This is a genomic window from Pseudomonas sp. MF6396, from assembly GCF_002018915.1.
GTDB lineage: Bacteria > Pseudomonadota > Gammaproteobacteria > Pseudomonadales > Pseudomonadaceae > Aquipseudomonas > Aquipseudomonas palmensis.
Genome location: NZ_MVOK01000005.1, coordinates 80,544 through 98,279, shown reverse-complemented (window position 1 = coordinate 98,279; position 17,736 = coordinate 80,544). Strand labels below are relative to the sequence as shown.

Annotated in this window: 20 protein-coding genes; 5 read left to right on the top strand and 15 right to left on the bottom strand. The window is 66.8% G+C overall.

The genetic code is table 11. The annotated features are described in order from the left end of the window. Window positions 1-10: 10 nt before the first annotated feature. The gene (locus MF6396_RS06550; protein ID WP_043864430.1) at window positions 11-535 is read left to right on the top strand and encodes a hypothetical protein; all 525 of its coding nucleotides are present in this window, start codon (window positions 11-13) and stop codon (window positions 533-535) included. On the opposite strand, the gene MF6396_RS06545 is transcribed toward MF6396_RS06550, so the two are convergent. The 5 genes from MF6396_RS06545 to MF6396_RS06520 form a co-directional block, all read right to left on the bottom strand. Continuing rightward, window positions 513-2,915, bottom strand: a complete 2,403-nt coding sequence (locus tag MF6396_RS06545) for a TonB-dependent siderophore receptor (RefSeq protein ID WP_078479926.1) — start codon at window positions 2,913-2,915, stop codon at window positions 513-515. The two genes, MF6396_RS06550 and MF6396_RS06545, sit on opposite strands and share 23 nt — an antisense overlap. Window positions 2,916-3,005: 90 nt before the next feature. Then, entirely contained in the window at window positions 3,006-3,980 is a 975-nt protein-coding gene (locus MF6396_RS28410; RefSeq protein WP_158255602.1) for a FecR domain-containing protein, read from the bottom strand. Continuing rightward, entirely contained in the window at window positions 3,977-4,495 is a 519-nt protein-coding gene (locus tag MF6396_RS06530) for a sigma-70 family RNA polymerase sigma factor (protein ID WP_078479925.1), read from the bottom strand. The genes MF6396_RS28410 and MF6396_RS06530 overlap by 4 nt, the downstream gene beginning before the upstream one ends. A gap of 67 nt (window positions 4,496-4,562) precedes the next feature. Beyond that, the gene (locus tag MF6396_RS06525) at window positions 4,563-5,150 is read right to left on the bottom strand and encodes a hypothetical protein (RefSeq protein WP_153046064.1); all 588 of its coding nucleotides are present in this window, start codon (window positions 5,148-5,150) and stop codon (window positions 4,563-4,565) included. Window positions 5,151-5,220: 70 nt separating this feature from the next. After that, window positions 5,221-6,030 carry an AraC family transcriptional regulator gene (locus tag MF6396_RS06520; RefSeq protein ID WP_043864426.1) on the bottom strand — a complete coding sequence of 270 codons (810 nt, stop codon included), beginning with the start codon at window positions 6,028-6,030 and terminating at the stop codon, window positions 5,221-5,223. Window positions 6,031-6,112: 82 nt separating this feature from the next. Here MF6396_RS06520 and MF6396_RS06515 point away from each other — a divergent pair, with 82 nt between their 5' ends. Continuing rightward, window positions 6,113-7,036: a DMT family transporter gene (locus MF6396_RS06515; RefSeq protein WP_078479922.1), complete on the top strand. Its 924-nt coding sequence runs from the start codon at window positions 6,113-6,115 to the stop codon at window positions 7,034-7,036. On the opposite strand, the gene MF6396_RS06510 is transcribed toward MF6396_RS06515, so the two are convergent. Next, window positions 6,948-7,493, bottom strand: a complete 546-nt coding sequence (locus tag MF6396_RS06510) for a sterol desaturase family protein (protein WP_054916305.1) — start codon at window positions 7,491-7,493, stop codon at window positions 6,948-6,950. The two genes, MF6396_RS06515 and MF6396_RS06510, sit on opposite strands and share 89 nt — an antisense overlap. 29 nt (window positions 7,494-7,522) lie before the next feature. Then, on the bottom strand, window positions 7,523-8,152 hold the full coding sequence (locus MF6396_RS06505) for a TetR/AcrR family transcriptional regulator (RefSeq protein WP_043864423.1): 630 nt from the start codon (window positions 8,150-8,152) through the stop codon (window positions 7,523-7,525). 128 nt (window positions 8,153-8,280) lie between these two features. On the opposite strand from MF6396_RS06505, the gene MF6396_RS06500 reads away from it, so the two are divergent. After that, window positions 8,281-9,363 (top strand): sugar phosphate isomerase/epimerase family protein, encoded by a 1,083-nt coding sequence (locus MF6396_RS06500; RefSeq protein WP_078479921.1) that lies wholly within the window; start codon window positions 8,281-8,283, stop codon window positions 9,361-9,363. Beyond that, a complete protein-coding gene (locus MF6396_RS06495) occupies window positions 9,360-10,202 on the top strand; it encodes an alpha/beta fold hydrolase (protein WP_078479920.1) in 843 nt (280 codons plus the stop codon). Before MF6396_RS06500 ends, MF6396_RS06495 begins: the two co-directional genes overlap by 4 nt. Before the next feature lie 73 nt (window positions 10,203-10,275). Here the strand turns inward: MF6396_RS06495 and MF6396_RS06490 are convergent, their stop codons facing one another. Beyond that, on the bottom strand, window positions 10,276-10,668 hold the full coding sequence (locus MF6396_RS06490; protein WP_078479919.1) for a lysozyme inhibitor LprI family protein: 393 nt from the start codon (window positions 10,666-10,668) through the stop codon (window positions 10,276-10,278). Between the two features lie 25 nt (window positions 10,669-10,693). Next, window positions 10,694-11,596 carry a LysR family transcriptional regulator gene (locus MF6396_RS06485; RefSeq protein WP_078479918.1) on the bottom strand — a complete coding sequence of 301 codons (903 nt, stop codon included), beginning with the start codon at window positions 11,594-11,596 and terminating at the stop codon, window positions 10,694-10,696. Window positions 11,597-11,690: 94 nt separating this feature from the next. Between MF6396_RS06485 and MF6396_RS06480 the strand changes: the two genes are divergently transcribed. Further along, window positions 11,691-12,164, top strand: coding sequence for a DMT family transporter (locus MF6396_RS06480; RefSeq protein ID WP_078479917.1), 474 nt, complete (start codon window positions 11,691-11,693; stop codon window positions 12,162-12,164). A gap of 4 nt (window positions 12,165-12,168) precedes the next feature. Here the strand turns inward: MF6396_RS06480 and MF6396_RS06475 are convergent, their stop codons facing one another. The 6 genes from MF6396_RS06475 to MF6396_RS06450 form a co-directional block, all read right to left on the bottom strand. Next, window positions 12,169-12,690 carry a hypothetical protein gene (locus tag MF6396_RS06475; protein ID WP_043864417.1) on the bottom strand — a complete coding sequence of 174 codons (522 nt, stop codon included), beginning with the start codon at window positions 12,688-12,690 and terminating at the stop codon, window positions 12,169-12,171. Window positions 12,691-12,705: 15 nt separating this feature from the next. Then, window positions 12,706-13,233, bottom strand: a complete 528-nt coding sequence (locus MF6396_RS06470) for a hypothetical protein (RefSeq protein ID WP_078479916.1) — start codon at window positions 13,231-13,233, stop codon at window positions 12,706-12,708. Further along, entirely contained in the window at window positions 13,234-13,782 is a 549-nt protein-coding gene (locus MF6396_RS06465) for a hypothetical protein (RefSeq protein ID WP_054916297.1), read from the bottom strand. It abuts the gene before it with no gap. A gap of 73 nt (window positions 13,783-13,855) precedes the next feature. Then, the gene (locus MF6396_RS06460; RefSeq protein ID WP_043864414.1) at window positions 13,856-14,413 is read right to left on the bottom strand and encodes a GNAT family N-acetyltransferase; all 558 of its coding nucleotides are present in this window, start codon (window positions 14,411-14,413) and stop codon (window positions 13,856-13,858) included. After that, a complete protein-coding gene (locus MF6396_RS06455) occupies window positions 14,410-16,002 on the bottom strand; it encodes a J domain-containing protein (protein WP_078479915.1) in 1,593 nt (530 codons plus the stop codon). The genes MF6396_RS06460 and MF6396_RS06455 overlap by 4 nt, the downstream gene beginning before the upstream one ends. Before the next feature lie 10 nt (window positions 16,003-16,012). Further along, on the bottom strand, window positions 16,013-17,707 hold the full coding sequence (locus tag MF6396_RS06450; protein WP_043864413.1) for a molecular chaperone HscC: 1,695 nt from the start codon (window positions 17,705-17,707) through the stop codon (window positions 16,013-16,015). Window positions 17,708-17,736 lie beyond the last annotated feature (29 nt).

Sequence of the window (17,736 nt, the reverse complement as noted above, 5' to 3'; positions counted from 1 at the left end):
GGAGCAGTGCATGCCCACCACCCTCACCGCCGCCTTCCCCCACCACCTGGCCCGCGAAGTCCAGGACCTGGCCCGGCAACTCGACCTGCCCAACGGTGACCAGGGCATCGCCGTCACCCTCGACGGCGAACCCCTGACCCTGCCCTACCGCCTTCACCTGCCGGCTGCCGATACAGCCCGGTCACTGATCCACGCCTGCCTGCTCACCCGCCACCCCGACGGCCACGTGCGCGAGCGTTACCTGCAGCAGATCATTCGGGCACCAGAAGCGTGGGTCATCCCGTTCGTGTTCCAGCTCACCGGCGAATACGTGATCGAGCTGCTGGCGCTGTGCGAGGCCAACCTGCCGACCCTGGACGCCAGCGCCTACGGCCGCTTCTTCAACGACAACCCCGCCTACTTCAGCCTGACCCGCGCACGCATGGTCAGCTACTGGGATTGCTACCACCGCAGCCGCCACCCGCACCTGCGCAGCTACGTGGGCACCCGCCTGTTCCGCGCCTTCAGCGACTTCACAACGACCACTTCACGGTGAACATCACATTGCGCGGCTCGCCGAAGATGTTGGCCCCGGCCGGGTTGCTGATGCTCTGGTAGTAACGCTTGTCCGCCACGTTGTTGAGGTTGGTCTGCAACGTCACCGCCGGCGTCACGCGGTACTGGGCCATCAGGTCGACCACGCTGTACCCGCCCTGCTTCACGCTGTAGCTGGTATAGGTGCGGCTCTGGGTGCGAAAGGCCCCGCCCACGCTCCATTGATCGAGGTCGCCCGGCAACTGGTAGCTGGTCGCCAGCTTGAACAGGTTGTACGGCGAATCACTGTCGAAGCGGTCACCCTTCTGCGCCGAGCCGGTGGCCTTCACATACTCGGCCGCCGCATAGGTATAGCCGGCCGACGCCTGCCAACCCGGCGCCAGTTCGCCGCCCAGCTCCAGTTCCAGGCCGCGGGTACGAATTTCGCCGGCCGCCTCGTAGCAGGCATCCATGGTCGGGCAATCACCTGCCGGCAACGACTTGGCCAGGTTCTCCTGGTCGAGCTGGAACAGCGCGAAACTGGCGTTCAACGCACCACCGAAGTACTCGGCCTTGAGCCCGGCCTCGTAGTTGGTGCCGGTTACCGGCGCCAGCAGGCCACCGCTGCTGTTCTGGTATTCCTGCGGCTTGAAGATGCGCGTCCAGCTGGTGTAGACCGAGTAGGTGTCGTTCAGGTCATAGATCAGCCCCGCATACGGGGTGACCTCGCGGGTGGCCTTGTAGTCGGCGCCGAAGGCGTAGGCCCCGACCTCGGTGTGCTGCTGGTACTCATACCAGTCCAGGCGCGAGCCGAGGATCAGCTTCAGGTCATCGCGCAGGTTGAAACGCACGGCGGTGTAGGCACTGGACTGATCCACCTTGCCCTTGCGCGACCAGTTGTAGTCGATGGCCGGCCGGGGCACGTCCTTGTAGTGGAAGTTGTTGGGGTCCACGACATAGTTGAAGCTCGCATCCGGGCCGCCGCCAGGGCCGTCGTCGGTATCGTCGCGGCGGTAGCTCGCCCCCACCACCAGTTCATGGGTACGCCCGAACAGGCTGAACGGCCCGCTGGCATAACCATCGATACTCTTCTGCGTATGTTCGTAGGAGTAGCGCCCCACGTTCAGTTGCAGCTCGTCGGCGGTCGGGTCCAGCCGGTAGTAGCTGCTACCCAGCATCTCCAGGTTGGCCTTCAGCCAGCTGGCGCTCAGGCGCAGGCGCCAGTCGTTGTCCAGGCGATGTTCCACCTCGGCGAACACGCTCTTGTTGGTCTTGTCCCAGTAGGTCCAGTCGGGGCTGAAGCGCGACGAGCGGGAAATGTCGAGGAAGCTGCCATCGGCATGGGTCGGGCTGCCATTCCAGTCCGCGCCGGGGTTGTCCTCGCGGTTGTAGTAGCCGCCCAGGGTCAGCGTGGTGGCGTCCGACAGGTCGAATTCGGTGATCCCGTACAGCAACTGACGCTGGTTGCTGTAGGCATCGGTAAAGCTGTTCTTGTCCTGGTAGCTGCCCACCACTCGCCCGCGTACGGTACCGGCATCATTGAGGCTGCTGCTGGCGTCGATTTCGGTACGGTAGTTGTCCCAGCTGCCGGCTGCCGCCGTGAGGGTGATCTGCGGCGCCAGCGTGGGGCGCTTGCGCACCAGGTTGAGGGTACCCGACGGGTTGCCCGAGCCGACCATCAGGCCGGAAGCCCCGCGTACCACCTCCACCCGGTCGAACATCGCCAGGGTCGCGGTGCCCAGGGTGTCGCTGTCGTAGGCGATGGGCAGGCCGTCGACCATGATGTTGTCGATGGCCGCACCGCGCGAGTAGAACTGCGGGCGCTCACCGCCGGTCTTGCGCAGGGTCAGCCCCGGCGTGTAGCTGGCGATGTCGTCCAGGGTCTGCATGTTCTGGTCGTCCATGCGCTGGCGGGTGACCACGGTCACCGACTGCGGGGTTTCCCGGGCCGAGGCCTTGAACTTGGTGGCCGTGGCCATGCTGGCGGTGGTGTAGGAGCCAGTGTTTTCCGTGACCTCGCCCAGCGTACTGCCGGTGATGCTGGTGGCACCCAGTTGCAGCGCATCACTGCTGTCGGCCTTCTCCAGGGTCAGGGTGCCGTTGTCGGTCACGCGCAGTTGCAGGCCGCTGCCCGCCACTGCCTGGCGCACCGCTGCCTCGGCGCTCAGTTGCCCGTTCACCGCCGCGCTCTGGCGCCCGCGCAGCAGCGCCGGGTCCACCACCAGGGTGCTGGCGCTTTGCCGGGCGATCTGGCGCAGGGCCTGGTCCAGCGGTTGCGCCGGTAACGCATAGCGCTGCATGGCTGGGTCCGCCCAGGCGCGGTTCAGGTCGAGGGAGCAGGCAGAAACGGCAACCGCGACAGCCAGTGCCAGGCGCGCGGGGCTCAGGAGTTGGGGACGCATGTGAAGGGCTTTCCTCGCAGGAAGTGAATGGGCGTTTCCTGCTATGTCCAGCGAGCCGAAAAAAGCCTTCACCCTGGCGGAACGTTTTTTTCAGCGCAGGTCGATCAGCGTGATCGGCCCAAACGCCTCGACACTGATCGGCAGCACCTGCGCCAGCGATTGCAGGGCGCGGTCGCTGTCGTCCAGCGGGAACACCCCGAACACGCGCAGTTGCGCCGCCGCCGGGGAAACCCGCAGCACGCCGTAGCGGTAAGGGCGCAAGGCATCGATCACGCTGCCCAGCGACGCGTCGTCCACCTCCAGGCGACCTTCCATCCAGGCATCCAGGCGGCCTTGCTCATTGCCCAGGGGCGAGAGTGCATCGTCGGCAAAGCGCAGGGTCTGCCCGCTGTCCACCACGATGCTCTGCCCGGCGCGATTGCGCACCTGCACGCTGTGCTGCTGCACGCTGACGGCACTGCGCTGATCCAGCGTGGCGACACTGAAGCGCGTGCCCAGGGCCCGCACCCGGCCTTGCGCAGTGACCACCTCGAGAGGGCGGTGCGGGTCGCGGGCCACCTGGATGTTCAGCTCGCCGTGGCGCAGATGGATCACCCGGGCTTCGGCACTGAACGCCACCTCCACGGTGGTGCGCGCATTGAGCAGCAGCACGCTGCCGTCGGCCAGTTGAATGCGCCTGCGCTCGCCGGTGCCGCTGTAGTGGTCGCTGAACACGGCGTCCAGCGGCATGCGCCGTTGTACCGTCAACAACGCCGGCAGGCCCAGCATCAGCAGCAAGACGCTGCCGCCGCGCAGCAACCGGCGCCGCTGCAGCGACAACCCGCTGCTGCGCAGGGCGCGCGTGGCCGCACTGGCGCTGCCGGGCACTTCCAGCAAGGGGTTCAAGGGTGTGTGGGTGGCCTGGGTAACCGCCTGCCAGGCCTGGCGATGGCTTGCGTCCAGCGCCTGCCACTGCTCGAAGGCGTCGCGGTCGGCTGCCGTCGCCGCCCCCGAGCCCAGGCGCACGCTCCATTCGATGGCTTCGCGCACCGCCGGGGTCAGCGCTGCCAGGCTGCGGCCGCTCACGTGCCCGCGCCCAGTTTCGCCAGGTAGCAATGGGTCACGGCGCGCCGCACCCAGCGCTCGACGCTGCTCAGCGACACCTGCATCTGGTCGGCGATCTGCTGGTGGGTCAGGCCCTCCAGGCGGTTGAGCAGAAAGGCATGGCGCACCTTGGCCGGCAACCCGGCCAGCAAGGCATCCACCGCCTCCAGCGCCTCGCGCAGCACCGCCAGGGTTTCCTCGCACGGCGCCACCGGCTCGGGCAGGTTGGCCAGCGCTTCAAGGTAGGCGCGCTCCAGTTCGCCGCGACGCCAGAAGGTGTACAGCACCCGCTTGGCGACCATGCACAGGAACGCCCGCGGCTCGTCCAGCTGGCCCAGGTGCGGCGAAGTCAGGGTACGCAGGAAGGTGTCGTGGGTGAGGTCCGCGGCATCGGCGTGGGAATTGAGCCGACGGGCCAGCCAGCCGCGCAACCAGTGATGGTGTTGGGCGTACAGCAGGTGCAACGGGTGCTGGGCGGACGGGCGCGGGTTGGACATGCGAGAGGCACACTAATGGTAATTGTTCGCATTCTTATCCCTCGCCCTGGGATTTGCAAGCCGTGCTCTACTCGCGGCAACTGGGCGAGCCGCCCCAGCGCATGTTGCGAATGCAGAAGTAGCGGTTCTTTTTCAGGGTCACGGGGGCGATCGTGCAAGGCAGCACCGCCGGGTCGATCTCGATCGACATCTCATCGGCCGCGTAGCGATCGTCATCGAATTCGATCACGCAGGTGCCGTCCTCCTGCGCCCGCTCGGGAAAGCGCAGGCCCTGTACCACCTGATCGCCCATCTTCACCCGCAGCGGGCTCGGTGCCGATGAGCTGCACGCCTTGAGGGCCGGATGGTTGACGGTTATCCACAGGGGGTACTCGCCGCCTGTGCGGTCAGGGAACAACGGAATGAACAACAGCGACTGGTAGGTCGACTGACCGTGATTCACCACCTTGAGCCACAACGGGCTGGCGTTGCAGGTGGCGCCCAGCGACGCGCCGTAGCGCAGCTTGGGGTCGGTGTGGTCCTGCCAGCCGCCCAGGCGGTCGGGCTTCCAGTCATGGCCCCATTTGTATTCGGTACAGCCGCCCAGGGTGAGCAGCAAGCACAACAGCGTGGCGATACGGTGCACGGTGAAGTCCTTCCTTGGTGGAGCATCCATCGGGAACACATTGTCGGGGCCAGGCGCCTCGCCGGCAAGGCCGGCTCCTGCACGCCGGCTCCTGCACGAGTCAGCCGCGCTGGAAGCAGCCCGGGGTGATGCCGACCACTTTCTTGAAGGCCCGGGTCATGTGGCTCTGGTCGAAGAACCCGCAACGCAGCGACGCCTCGGCGATGCCCACGCCACTGCGCAGCAACTGCTGCACCCGCGCCACCCGCGTCTGGATCTGATAGCTGTGCGGCGATACGCCCACGCTCTTCTTGAACACCCGTATCAGGTACAGCGGATCGAGCCCCACCCACTGCGCCAGGTCGTTCAGCGCGATGTTCTGCGCGTACTGCTCGTCGAGCATCTGCCGCACCCGTCGCACCACTTCGCGTTCGTCGGCCACCGCCCGGGGCTGCGGCCCGCCGCACCGCTCGAACAGCTGGCTGACCAGGTGCAGCAGCACGCTCTCGCGCTCAAGGCTCGAACACGACTGCTCGATCACCTGATGCTGGTGCAGGAAGGCCTGGGCAAAGCCCATGTCGTGGGTCAGCGCCTGCTGGAACAGGTGGATATGCTCGTCGCCGAAACGCCCCTCGAATACCGCACGGTTGAGCCACTGCGGGTCGAGGTAGAGCATGCGGTAGCTCCAACCCTCGGCGCTGCCCGGCACGCCGTCGTGCATCTCGCCCGGGGTCAGGGTGACGATGCTGCCGGCGGTGCCCAGGTGCTGGGTGCCACGGTAGAAGAGCTTCTCCACACCCGCACCGATCACCCCCACCGCGTAGCGCTCATGGGAATGGCGGCCGAAGGCCCGTGCGCTGTAGCGCGCCGCCAGCAATTCACAGCCCCCTTCGGGGACGCGCCAGAAGCGCGAGAAGTCCTGTTGCTCCATGGCCTGTCCAGTTTTGTGCAATACGCGCGCAAGGCGGGTGGATAAATTTGCCCGACTTCTTCGCAACAGACCAGAGAAAACCATGCAGTCATCCAACGGGGTCACCCTCTCCAGCAACCGGGCCATCGTCGAACTGACACTGGGCGGGCTGATGCTCAGCCTGTCGGCGCTGGCGGTGGCCTTCGCCCATATCGGCGCCGGGGGCGCGGGTTTCTACCGGATGCTGATCGCCTCGGTGCTGTTCTACCTGCTGCTGCGGGTGAGAAGGCAACCTGCTCGCCTGGCCCACCCCAGGGCTCGACGCTACACCGCCCTGGCCGGCGTGTTCCTGGCCATCGACCTGATCCTGTGGCACCACAGCATCTACATCGTCGGGCCGGGCATCGGCTCGATCCTGACCAACTGCCAGGTGTTCTTCATGACATTGCTCGGGCTGTGCCTGCTCAAAGAGAAACCGTCGCTGTACTTCGTCGCCTCGATCAGCCTGGCCTTCGTCGGCCTGTACCTGTTGCTGCTGCCGGAGATGGGCAGCGCGCTGGGTATCCAGGGCGTGGTCTACGGCGTGCTGTCGGGGCTGGCCTATGCCGTGTGCGTGTACTACCTGAAAGTCACCACCCAACTGCCCCAGGGCGGCGGCGACAAGATCGCACAGATGCTGCACCTGAGCCTGTGGGCGGCCGGGGTGATGCTGGGGTACGCGCTGTTGCGGGGCGAGAGCCTGGCCATCGCCGACCAGCAGACCTTCTACATGCTGGTGATCTATGGCGTGCTGGTGCAGTTCGTCGGCTGGTTGCTGGTCAACCGCTCGATTGGTGCCATCAGCCTCGGGCTGGCAGGGCTGATCCTGCTGCTGGAGCCGGTGATCACCTACTTCATCGACGTGGCGTTTCTGGACAAGGCCAGTTCGGCCATACAGATCACCGGGGCGCTGGTGACGGTGCTGGCGGTGTACATTGGCTCGATAAAGCCGCCGAGCAAGGCCCCGGCGCTGAGCGAGCCGGCCTGACACGGCGCTCGCGCAGCTGCTGCCTGAGCACATGCAGGGGCGGTGCGTAGAGGAAGCCGAACGACACGCTGTGCCTGCGCCCCTTCACCGCGTGGTGCATCAGGTGTGCGTGATACAGCCGACGCAGATAGGGGTGGCGCGGCCTGGGGCGCGCGGGCCAGTGGCGGTGCACGATGCCGTCGTGCACCAACACGTAGATCAGCCCGAACCCCGCCACCCCGGCGCCCACCCACTGCAACGGGTCGTGGCCGGCATTGCCCAGCACGATCAGGGTGATCGCGGCCAGGGCCAGGATCAGCAGGTAGATATCGTTGGTTTCAAGCGTGCCCAGGTGCGGTTCGTGGTGCGAGCGATGCAGAAACCAGCCCCAGCCGTGCATCACGTACCTGTGCGCCAGATAACCGACACCTTCCATGGCGACCAGGGTGCAGAGAAAAATCGCGAAGTGGGCAATCATGGTCGGTACGGGGTTGGGAAATGACGGTGTCAGGGTATTTGATCGGCGGCCGATGGTCCATGCCCACCGGTAGCCAGGGCCAGCATCTGCATGGCCGGCGCCACTGCCTTGAGCAGGCGCTCACGCGCGATCCCGTCGCGGGCCTGCACCGACAACCCATGCAGCAGCGTGGCAAAAAAATCGCCCAGCGATTGCACATCGACCTCGGGTTTCAACTCGCCCGCCTCGGCCGCCTGCTGCAAGCGCTGAATGATCGACAAGGTTTTTTCGCGGCGGTGGTCGGCCAGCCATTCGCGCACGGCGTCGTTGTCGGCCGAGCAGTTGGTGGCTGCCGACACCACCATGCAGCCCAGTGGACCCGCTGGGCGGGTGTACAGGTCGACGGCATCGAGCAACAGCCGCTCGATGGCCTGGTAGGCCGTGGGTTGCTCGCTCAGCGCCTGGGTCGAAAATGCGCCCTCTTCGCGCTCATACAGCTCGATGGCCTCCTTGAACAAGCGCTCCTTGGAGCCGAACGCGGCATAGATGCGCGCCGAAGCGATACCCAGCGCAGCCACCAGGTCGCTCATGGACGTGGCTTCGAACCCTCGTGCCCAGAACACATCCCGGGCGGTGCGCAACGCGGCTTCACGGTCGAACTGGCGTGGTCGGCCTGCCATCTCGATAGTCTCCAACCAGGAATGAAGGCGGCATTATCCGTAATTGTTTGTCGAAAGACAAATAATACTTGACGACGCGCAAGCTGCATCCTTATTGTTTGTCGATCAACAAACAATAGGAGTTCCACATGATCACGTTGAAAGGCCCCAGCCTGCATCTGGCGCAATTCAGTGCCGACCAGCCACCGTTCGACTCACTGCCCAACATCGCCCGGTGGGCTGCGCACATGGGCTTCAAGGCGTTGCAGATACCGGCCTGGGACAAGCGTCTGTTCGATGTCGAGCTAGCCGCAAGCAGCCAGGCCTACTGCGACGACATCACTGCCATGCTGGCCGAACACGGGCTGGTGATCAGTGAGCTGACCACGCATCTCTTTGGCCAGCTGGTGGCGGTACACCCGGCATACGACGCCTTGTGCGACAGTTTTGCACCGGCCCACCTGCAGGGCGACGCGGCTGCCCGCAGTGCCTGGGCGGTGCACCAGCTCACCTGCGCGGCCATCGCGTCGCGGCGCCTGGGCCTGAGCGACATGGGGACTTTTTCCGGCGCACTGGCATGGCCGTACGTCTTTCCCTTCCCGCAACGACCCGACGGCCTTGTTGAAACAGCCTTCGCCGAGTTGGCCAGGCGCTGGCTGCCGGTGCTCGATACCTGCGCCGAACAGGGCATCAACCTGTGCTTCGAAATTCACCCCGCCGAAGACCTGCACGACGGCGCAAGCTTCGAGCTGTTTCTCGAACACGTCGGCCACCACCCGCGCTGCAAGATGCTGTTCGATCCCAGCCACCTGATCCTGCAGCAACTCGACTACCTGGCGTTCATCGACCACTACCGGGACTACATCCGCATGTTCCACGTCAAGGACGCCGAGTTCCTGCCCACCGGCAAGCAGGGCCTGTTCGGCGGTTATCAACCCTGGCTCAAGCGCGCCGCACGCTTCCGTTCGCTGGGGGACGGGCAGGTCGACTTCAAGGGCATCTTCAGCAAGCTGGCCGAGTACGACTACAGCGGCTGGGCCACGCTGGAGTGGGAGTGCTGCCTGAAAAACCAGCACGATGGGGCACGTGAAGGCGTGGCGTTCATCAACCGGCACATCATCCAGGTCACCGACACGGTGTTCGACGACTTCGCCGGTACCCCGGTGGCGCCGGCGGTCATCGCCAGGATGCTCGGCCTTGAAGGCAACCCTGTCGGGGAGCTGCAACGATGAGCACGCACACTCACCATTACGCCCATGTGCACGGCCTGCGCCTGCACTACGTCACCCAGGGCGAAGGGGCACCGGTACTGCTGATCCCCGGCTGGCCACAGACCTGGTACACCTGGCGGCACGTCATGGCGGCCCTGGCCGACAACGGTTACCAGGCGATTGCCGTGGACCTTCCCGGCATGGGGCTTTCCGACAAGCCGCTGGACGGCTACGACACCGGCACCTGCGCCGCCCGCCTGCACGCGCTGATGGGGCACCTGGGGCACGAACGCTATGCCGTGGTGGGCCACGATGTGGGCATGTGGGTGGGGTATGCCCTGGCCAGCGATTTTCCGGGGGTGGTGAACCGGCTGTGCCTGAGCGAAGCGGTGATTCCGGGCCTGGCGCCGGCGCCGTCGATCTTCGCGCCGCCGGAGCAGAACATCTTCCTGTGGCACTTCATGTTCAACCAGTTGCAAGACCTGCCCGAGGCGCTGATTACCGAGCGCGAAGCGCAGTACCTGAGGTTCATGTTCGAGAAATGGGCTGTGCGCCTGGATCGGGTGGCGGTGGATACCTATGTGCAGGCGTATTCGGCGCCGGGGGGCTTGCGTGGCGGGTTTGCCTACTACCGCGCGATACCCGAAACGATTCGCCAGAACCAGCAGCGCGGGCAGGTGCCACTGGGCATGCCGGTGCTGGCGATCGGGGCGCAACTGGCAACCAATGATGCGCCGCGGGTAACCCTGGAGGGGCGCGCCACCACGTTGCAGGGCGCGATCATCGAGGGCTGCGGGCACTTTGTGACCGAAGAGGCGCCCGAGGCGTTTGTCGGGCACCTGCTGCCGTTTCTGCGCTGAGGGTTGCGGCGCGGCCTTCGCCAGCAAGGCGCGCGCCTGTCATCTAGCGCGTGCCATTGCCCGCGAAGGGCGTTCAAGGCGCCTGCAATGCCTCCAGCTCATCCGCGCGTTCGGAGGTCATGCGCAGGCGGCAGCCACCGCCATTGAGGATGTCCATGGTACCGCCGGTCTGCGTGAAGTAGAAATCGCAGTTGCTGTCGATGTACTTGATCCACGCCCGCTGCGCATCCCGGAGCTTGCCCTGCTGCACCGGCCCAAACGCGGCCATGGCCTTCTTGTAGACCTGGTTCAGGCGTTTGTCCTGACGGGCGATCTCGGCGTTGTTGCATTCGTTCATGCTCACCGTGGTGTTCGCGGTGTCCATGCAGGCCTTGTACGCCACCGAAGTCTTGTCCTGCGCCAGCGCCAGCGGCGCAACTGCCGCCAGCGACAGCACCGCAACCCCCATCATCCGCTTGATACTCATGGCTTGCCTCTCCTGTTCTGACTGCCTAGGGCGCACAGGCTCGCATGACCTGCTCGCGCAACCAATGGTGCGCCGCTTCCTTTTTGCGTCGCTCGTGCCACACCTGCTGAAAGGCGAACGCGCGAATCGCCAGCGGCGGCTCGAAACAGCGCAACCCACGCAGCGCCTTGATGTTCTGCACGCTGCGCCGCGCCACGGTCAGCACCAGGTCGGTACCCACCAGCACGTCGCTGGCCGCGGCCCAGTGCGGCAACGCCAGCACCACCCGGCGCTGCTGCCCCTGTGCCGCCAGGGCCTGGTCGATCTCGTTGTCGGCCCCGGGCCGCATCGCCACCAGCACATGGGGGCGCGCCAGCCAGGCGGGCAGTGTCAGCCCGCCACGGGCCGGCAGCGTGGCGCGGTCGGCCACACACACGAACCCCTCCTCGAACAGCGTGGCGGCCTGCAACGGCTCGGCCAGGGTGGGGAATACGCCCAGCGCCAGGTCCACCTCGCCATCGAGCAACTGGCCGAGCATCGCCTCGCGGCTGCCCTGGCTGACCACCAGGTCGATGCCCGGTGCGGTCTCGCGCAGGCAGCGCATCAGGCCCGGCAGCACCACCCGCGCGCCATAGTCCGACATCGCCAGGCGAAAGCTGCGCCGCGCCCGCGCCGGCTCGAAACCGGGGCTGCCCAGCAGCGCATCCAGTTGCTGCAGGGCATCCTGCAACGGCGCCGCCAGTTCCAGCGCACGCAACGTGGGCTGCAGGCGGCCCGCACGGCGCACCAGCAGCGGATCCTGGAAGATCTCGCGCAACTGCGCCAGCGCATGGCTCACCGCCGGCTGGCTGCGGTGCAGGCGCAAGGCCGCGCGCGAGACGTGCTGCTCGGCCAGCAGCGCATGCAGGGTCAGCAGCAGGTTGAGGTCGATACGGCGCAGATCATCCATGTGGCGAATAGCCCCTGTGCACAATTCGAATTTCCATCAGTGAAACAGATAACCAAGACTGTACCAAGCCCTCCATAGCCAGAAGGAAACCACCATGAACCTCAACCTCGCTGTCGCCATACCGCTGCTTGTCGCCCTGCTGGCCGGTGCCGCCGTGCCGTTCCAGGCCGGCGCCAACGCCGCGCTCGGGCGCCTGCTCGGGCACCCGCTGTGGGCCACGCTGATCTCGCTGGCGGTGAGCGTGCTGATGGTGCTGCCGGCCCTGCTGCTGATGCGCGCACCGCTGCCGCAACTGGCCAACCTCGGCCAGGCGCCGTGGTGGGCGTGGCTGGGTGGCGTGGCCGGGGTGGCCTACATCACCGCGGCGCTGATCCTCACCCCGCGCCTGGGCGCGGCCGGTTTCATCGTGTGCGTGATCGCCGGCCAGGTACTCTCGTCGCTGATCATCGACCAGTGGGGGCTGATGGGCCTGCCATCGCGCCCGGTCAACGGCCTGCGCATCGCCGGGGTGGCGCTGATCATCGTCGGCATGCTGGTGGTGCAATGGGGCACCCGCACCAACCGTTGAGGGCTCACCAGGGGTGGGTGCGCTCGAACACGTAGCCGTGCTGGGGGAACGCATTGAACAGGATCACCCCCAGCACCACCAGCAACAGCAGCCAGTCGACAACGCGCAGACGCGGCACCTGGCGCACCTCGCGCCGGTCACGACAGTGCAGCGCCTGCCCCAGGGTCATCAGTACGAAGGCGCCGATCCACAGGTAGTACCCCACGCCCAGCGCGGTGAGTTGCACGAAATCGTAGGACTGCGGCGTGTTGTCCGGCACCGTGCTCACCACCAGGAACGACAGCCCCAGCAGCAGCGCCAGCACCGACAGGCCCAACCCCACCCGCGGCCACCAGCGGTGGGCCAGCAGCGCCAGGCCGAAGACCGGGTTGGCAAACCAGCCATAGATCTGGAACGGGATGCCCCACAGCCCGTACACCAGCAACCATACCGAACTCATGTGGGCACCGTTGTCGGTGTAGTAGGCATTGAAATACAGGCAGGCCACGTACAGCACCAGGCTGAGCGTGAGGTAATGACGTTTCACAGGAGTGTCCGCAGGTCAGATGGAATTGGAGGGTATTGCCGGGGCCGGGGGCGTGACATTGGCGCCGCTGCCCACGCTGAACGAGAACGCCGCCGTGGCATAGATCGCCGCCACCAGCACCCAGGCCAGCCAGCCCTGGCCCGGCCCGCCCGGCGCCTGCCGGCGGTTGAGAAACTGGCCGGCCACGTATGCCGCCAACGCCAGCAACCACAGGTAGTAGGCGCCGAGCAGGTTGGCCTGGCCATTGGCCTTGCGCGGCACCAGCGCGCTGTCGCCCCAGCCGATCACTGGCAGCCACTGCGCCGCCAGCACCAGTGCCGCGACCGCCGCCAACAGCGACAGCAGCGGCCGGTTGCGCCGCAGCATCAGTGCCAGGCACAGCAGCGGGTTGGCCCACCAGGCGCTGCCACCCAGCCAGCCGAGGGTCAGCACATGCATGCCGCGCATGGTCACCTCGCTGACCGGCACGGCATCCAGAAACAGGCTGCCCAGGTACAGCGCCAGGCTCAGTACCACGTAATGCCGCTTGAACAGTGCCAGCATCTAGTTGACCCCGAGTTCGCAGTCGTCGCAGGCCGCTGGCGGCTCGCCGAGGTTCATGTAGACCGGTCGCGCCGGCGCGACGGTGGCCTTGACGAACGACAGTGGAATGGTCAGCACGATACCCGCCACCAGCACCCAGTGCAGCCAGCCCAGCGCTGGCTGGGTGAGCCTGGGCTGGCGCCGGTAGCGGTGCTGGCCGATCACGAACGCCAGCATCGAAGCCAGCCACAGGTAGTAGCCGGTGCGCACGTCAGGCCCGCCGTGGGGCGCCGGCGGGATCGGCGACCAGTCGGTCCAGCCCAGCGCCAGGGCCGAGCCCGCCAGCAGCAGTGCGCACCAGCCCAGGCGGTAAGCGGTTTTGGGGTCTTTGCGGTGGGTTGCGAAGGCGCCCAGCAGCAGCGGGTTGGCGAACCACAGGCCGCCGGCCAGCCAGCCCATCGACAGCGCGTGCATGCCGCGCAGCACCGAATCGTGCCCCCAGGCGCAGGCCTCCGGGTACAGGCAGGCGAGGTACAGCAGCAGGCTCAGCAAGCGGAAATCGAAGCGCACCAGTAAGTCCATTCAGCCGGGTGGGAAGCGGGGCGCGACGATAGCCCATCGCCTGCCCCGCTGTCCAAGTCATTCAGGCCGATTCGAGCAGCAGCCCGTACAACGCCGAATCCGACACCTCGCCGGCGATGCACCAGCGCTCGCGCAGCAGCCCTTCACGCTCGAAGCCCATGCGTTCGAGGGTGCGCGCCGAGGCACCGTTGCGCGGGTCGATCTCGGCCTCGAGGCGGCGCATGTTCAGGCCGATGGCAAGGTACTCGACGAACAGCTCCAGCGCCTCGCCCATGTAGCCCTGGCCCTGGGCGCTGCTGGCCAGGCAGTAGCCGATTTCGCCGCGGCGCGACTCGGCGTCGATGTTGAAGAACTGGCACATGCCCAGCAGCAGGTCGCTGCCCTGGGGGTAGATACCCAGCTTGAGGCTGCGCCCGGCCAGGTAGGCGGCGCGGTCGGCCAGCAAGGCCACTTCGGCTTCGTCCAGGGTCTGCCACGGCCCGTGGTGCCAGTAACGCATCACCTCGGGGTCGGCCATGATCCCCAGCCACTGCTCGGCATCGCGGGCCTGCATGGGCCGCAGTTGCAGGCGCGGCCCGTTCAGGCACAGCGCGGTGTCGAAAGCTTCAGGCAAACTCATGAAATTACTCCTGGTGGGTGAACCTGCCACCACGCCACCACGCCCACCGTTACCAGCAGGACCGCGGCCTGGGCCAGGTTGAATTCGTAGAGCCGGTGCAGCGTCACCCACGGCTGGCGCCACGCCGGGCCGCCTTCCTGTGGTGGCTGATACGGCAACAGGCCAAGCAGCCCGACAGCGAAGTAGCCCGTCAGCGCGACGATACCGGTCCACGGGTGGGTACCGGCCAGCATCGGGTAGATCGGCAGTGCCAGCAGCAGGCGCGGCACGCCATGGCGCAGCAGCAGACGCTCGCCATCGGGGTTGAACCGACGCGGGATCAGCCATTCGCTCAGGCGCAGGTCCAGCGCCAGCAGGTTCGGCGCGGTCCACAGCCAGAAACGCATGAACACCGCCGACAGTTGCACCGTCAGCAGCGAGCCCACCACGGCGGCAATCAGTACATTGGAGGGGTGTGCGAAGAAATCCGGCCCCGCCAGCCACAGCACGATCACCAGCACCATGCAGCTCATCACCCGCAGGTAGCTGCGCGGGTGCAGCGGGCGCGGCGCCAGCCTGCGCCAGAAGTACAGGTCGCGGTGCGGCACCTGGTCAAGCAGTTCGGGGTAGTGGTAGAGCAGGGTTTGCGTCAGATGCTCACAGGCTTCCCAGTCGGCCTCGCTGAAGCCCTGGGCCAGCGCCACCTGCTGCTTGAACTCGAGGTTGCGCAGCAGCAGGTAGGCCGCATTGCCCTCGGGGTTGGTGTGCCAGTGCCACTGCTCGGCCAGGGCCTGCTGGCGGGCGAACCAGGTATCGCGACGGCAGCGCTCGTTCAGGCCCTGCCACAGGTGCGCGGGCCGGGGTCCACCGTCATCGTCGCTCCAGTTGAAGTAGCCGCACACGCGTTCGAACAGCGCGGTGCTGCTGCCGGGGTGATCGTGCAGCAGCTCCAGCAGCATGGCCTGGAACTGCTCGCGGCGGTCGAAGGGCTCCAGCCAGGCCTGCCCGCCCCAGTGCTGCAGGCTGGCGAAAAACGCCTGTTCGTCGCCCGCCTGCAAGTAGTGCTGCAACTGCGCGTGGCAGGCTTGCCAGAGGCTGCCCAGCAGTTCGTCGCCCTGGTACGCGCCGATCGGCACCGCCTGCCAGGGGGTGAACCAGCCACGCCTCGGCACCGCCCAGTGCAGGATGGGCAGGCGCAGGGTTTCGTCATCCAGGCTGCGCTGCAGCAACTGCTGCTCGAAGGCCGCCTCGCACCCCAGTTCGCCGGCCTGGCGCCACAGGTTGTCGAGCTGCGCAGGGTCCAGCCCTTCGAGCAGCGCGCGGGCCTGTTGCTCCCTGGCGGGTGCGGGTTCGACGTCGACGTGCACCGCCGCGGCCTGCGGGGCTGGCACATCGGCCGATTCCAGCGCTGGCGCTGCATCGTCCTCGTGTGCCCAGCGGCTGCGCGCCAGCGCCTGTTCATAGGCCTCGCGCAGGCGCTGGAAGGCCTCGGGGTCCTCGTCGGGGCGGTGCACCTTGAGCAGGCGCGCATACTGGCGCCTGATACTGCGTTCATCAGCGCCCGGGGCCAGGGCCAGCACGCTCCAGCAGTCTTCGATCACGTCACTCATTGCCGCTCCTTCAGCGCCAGCTGTCCTGGCCCAGTTCATTCACGCGCTGTTCGAGCTCGTGGCGCACCTCGCGGATCTGGCGCTCGTCCTGGGTTTCCAGCACGCGCTGGAACTGAGCGGCCCAGGCCCCGATCAGCTCACGTACCTCGCCCAGGCTTTCCTGATACAGGCGCTCCAGGCGCGCCAGCAACAGGGTGTTGGGTTGCTGGTCACGCGGGTGGGTCTTGAGCTCGGCCAGCGCCGCCAGGCGTTCGCGTACCTCTTCGGGGCTGAGTACGCCGGGGTTGTTCTCGATCACCAGGGCATGCTGCTCGCCGGTCAGCGGGATGCTCACCTGGGCTTCGAGAATGCCGTTGATGTCGTAGGTGAAGCGCACGTCCAGGGCCACCTCGCCGGCCTTGCGCCGTGGCACCGGAATCTCCAGCACGCCCAGCAGCACGTTGTCGCGCACCAGGCGGCTCTCGCCCTGGAACACCTTGACCAGCACCTGCTCCTGCTGGTCGCCGACGGTGTACACCGTCTGCACCCGGCTCACCGGCACCACGCTGTTGCGCTCGATGATCGGCAGGTAGTGCCCGCTCTCGTGGCGGTCACCGACCTGGCGCACGGTTTCCATGCCCAGGGTGTAGGAGCACACGTCGGTCAGCACCACCTCTTCGAGCGCGGCATCCCGGGCCTTGAGCGCGGCCTGCACGGCGGCGCCGTGGGCCACCACTTCATCAGGGTTGAGGCTGATCGAAGGGAAGCGCCCGAACAGCCCGGCCGCCAGCTTGCGCACCAGCGGCATGCGCGTGGTACCGCCCACCAGCAGTACTTCGTCCAGGTCCGAGGCGCGGATGCGCGCATCGCGCAGGGCGCGTTCGATGGGGGTGCGCAGGCGTGCCAGCAGCGGTGCGAACAGGTCGGCCAGGGCGTCCTGGGTGTACACGTGGCGCCATTCGCGGCCCTCCACGCGCACCACGAAGTCGGCCTGCTGGGCCTGACCCAGCTGCCGGCGTACACGCTCGGCCTCGCGGCGCAGCGGCTGCAGCAGCGTGGTCGCGCCGGGGAAGTCGTTGCCCTGCTGGGCCTGCACGAAATGCTCCAGCAGCAACTGGTCGAAGTCTTCACCGCCCAGGTAGTTGTCGCCGGCGCTGGCACGCACCTCCATCACCCCTTCGAACAGCTCCAGAATCGACACGTCGAAGGTGCCGCCGCCCAGGTCGAAGACCAGAAACGAGGTTTCCTTGTCGCGCTGGTGCAGGCCGTAGGCGAGTGCGGCGGCGGTGGGTTCGTTGATCAGTTTGTCGACGCGCAGCCCGGCCAGTTCGCCGGCCACGCGGGTGGCCTTGCGCTGGGCATCGCTGAAGTAGGCCGGCACGCTGATGACCGCCTCGGTGACCGGCTCGCCATAGGCACGCTCGACGTCTTCCTTGAGGCTCTTGAGCACCAGTGCCGAGAGTTCTTCGGGGCGGTAGGCACGCCCACCCAGGGTGACCTGCTGGTTGCTGCCCATGTAGCGCTTGAACAATGCGGTGGTCAGGTGCGGATGGGTGTGCAGGCGCTCGCGCGCCGCCTGCCCGACCAGCACCCGGCCCTGGTCGTCGAGCCCCACCACGCTGGGGGTGAGCGTGTGGCCGAGTGCGTTGGCCACCAGTTCAGTGGCGCCATCGCGCCACACCGCCACCAGGCTGTGGGTCGTGCCCAGGTCGATACCGACGATCATCAGCGACTTCCCTCTCATCAAATCAGAGG

Coding starts and splice junctions, on each gene's coding strand:
- MF6396_RS06550 (WP_043864430.1), top strand. CDS start 11: ATGCCCACCACCCTCACCGCCGCCTTCCCCCACCACCTGGCCCGCGAA.
- MF6396_RS06545 (WP_078479926.1), bottom strand. CDS start 2,915: ATGCGTCCCCAACTCCTGAGCCCCGCGCGCCTGGCACTGGCTGTCGCG.
- MF6396_RS06530 (WP_078479925.1), bottom strand. CDS start 4,495: ATGTCCAACCCGCGCCCGTCCGCCCAGCACCCGTTGCACCTGCTGTAC.
- MF6396_RS06525 (WP_153046064.1), bottom strand. CDS start 5,150: ATGGATGCTCCACCAAGGAAGGACTTCACCGTGCACCGTATCGCCACG.
- MF6396_RS06520 (WP_043864426.1), bottom strand. CDS start 6,030: ATGGAGCAACAGGACTTCTCGCGCTTCTGGCGCGTCCCCGAAGGGGGC.
- MF6396_RS06515 (WP_078479922.1), top strand. CDS start 6,113: ATGCAGTCATCCAACGGGGTCACCCTCTCCAGCAACCGGGCCATCGTC.
- MF6396_RS06510 (WP_054916305.1), bottom strand. CDS start 7,493: ATGATTGCCCACTTCGCGATTTTTCTCTGCACCCTGGTCGCCATGGAA.
- MF6396_RS06505 (WP_043864423.1), bottom strand. CDS start 8,152: ATGGCAGGCCGACCACGCCAGTTCGACCGTGAAGCCGCGTTGCGCACC.
- MF6396_RS06500 (WP_078479921.1), top strand. CDS start 8,281: ATGATCACGTTGAAAGGCCCCAGCCTGCATCTGGCGCAATTCAGTGCC.
- MF6396_RS06495 (WP_078479920.1), top strand. CDS start 9,360: ATGAGCACGCACACTCACCATTACGCCCATGTGCACGGCCTGCGCCTG.
- MF6396_RS06490 (WP_078479919.1), bottom strand. CDS start 10,668: ATGAGTATCAAGCGGATGATGGGGGTTGCGGTGCTGTCGCTGGCGGCA.
- MF6396_RS06485 (WP_078479918.1), bottom strand. CDS start 11,596: ATGGATGATCTGCGCCGTATCGACCTCAACCTGCTGCTGACCCTGCAT.
- MF6396_RS06480 (WP_078479917.1), top strand. CDS start 11,691: ATGAACCTCAACCTCGCTGTCGCCATACCGCTGCTTGTCGCCCTGCTG.
- MF6396_RS06470 (WP_078479916.1), bottom strand. CDS start 13,233: ATGCTGGCACTGTTCAAGCGGCATTACGTGGTACTGAGCCTGGCGCTG.
- MF6396_RS06460 (WP_043864414.1), bottom strand. CDS start 14,413: ATGAGTTTGCCTGAAGCTTTCGACACCGCGCTGTGCCTGAACGGGCCG.
- MF6396_RS06455 (WP_078479915.1), bottom strand. CDS start 16,002: ATGAGTGACGTGATCGAAGACTGCTGGAGCGTGCTGGCCCTGGCCCCG.
- MF6396_RS06450 (WP_043864413.1), bottom strand. CDS start 17,707: ATGATCGTCGGTATCGACCTGGGCACGACCCACAGCCTGGTGGCGGTG.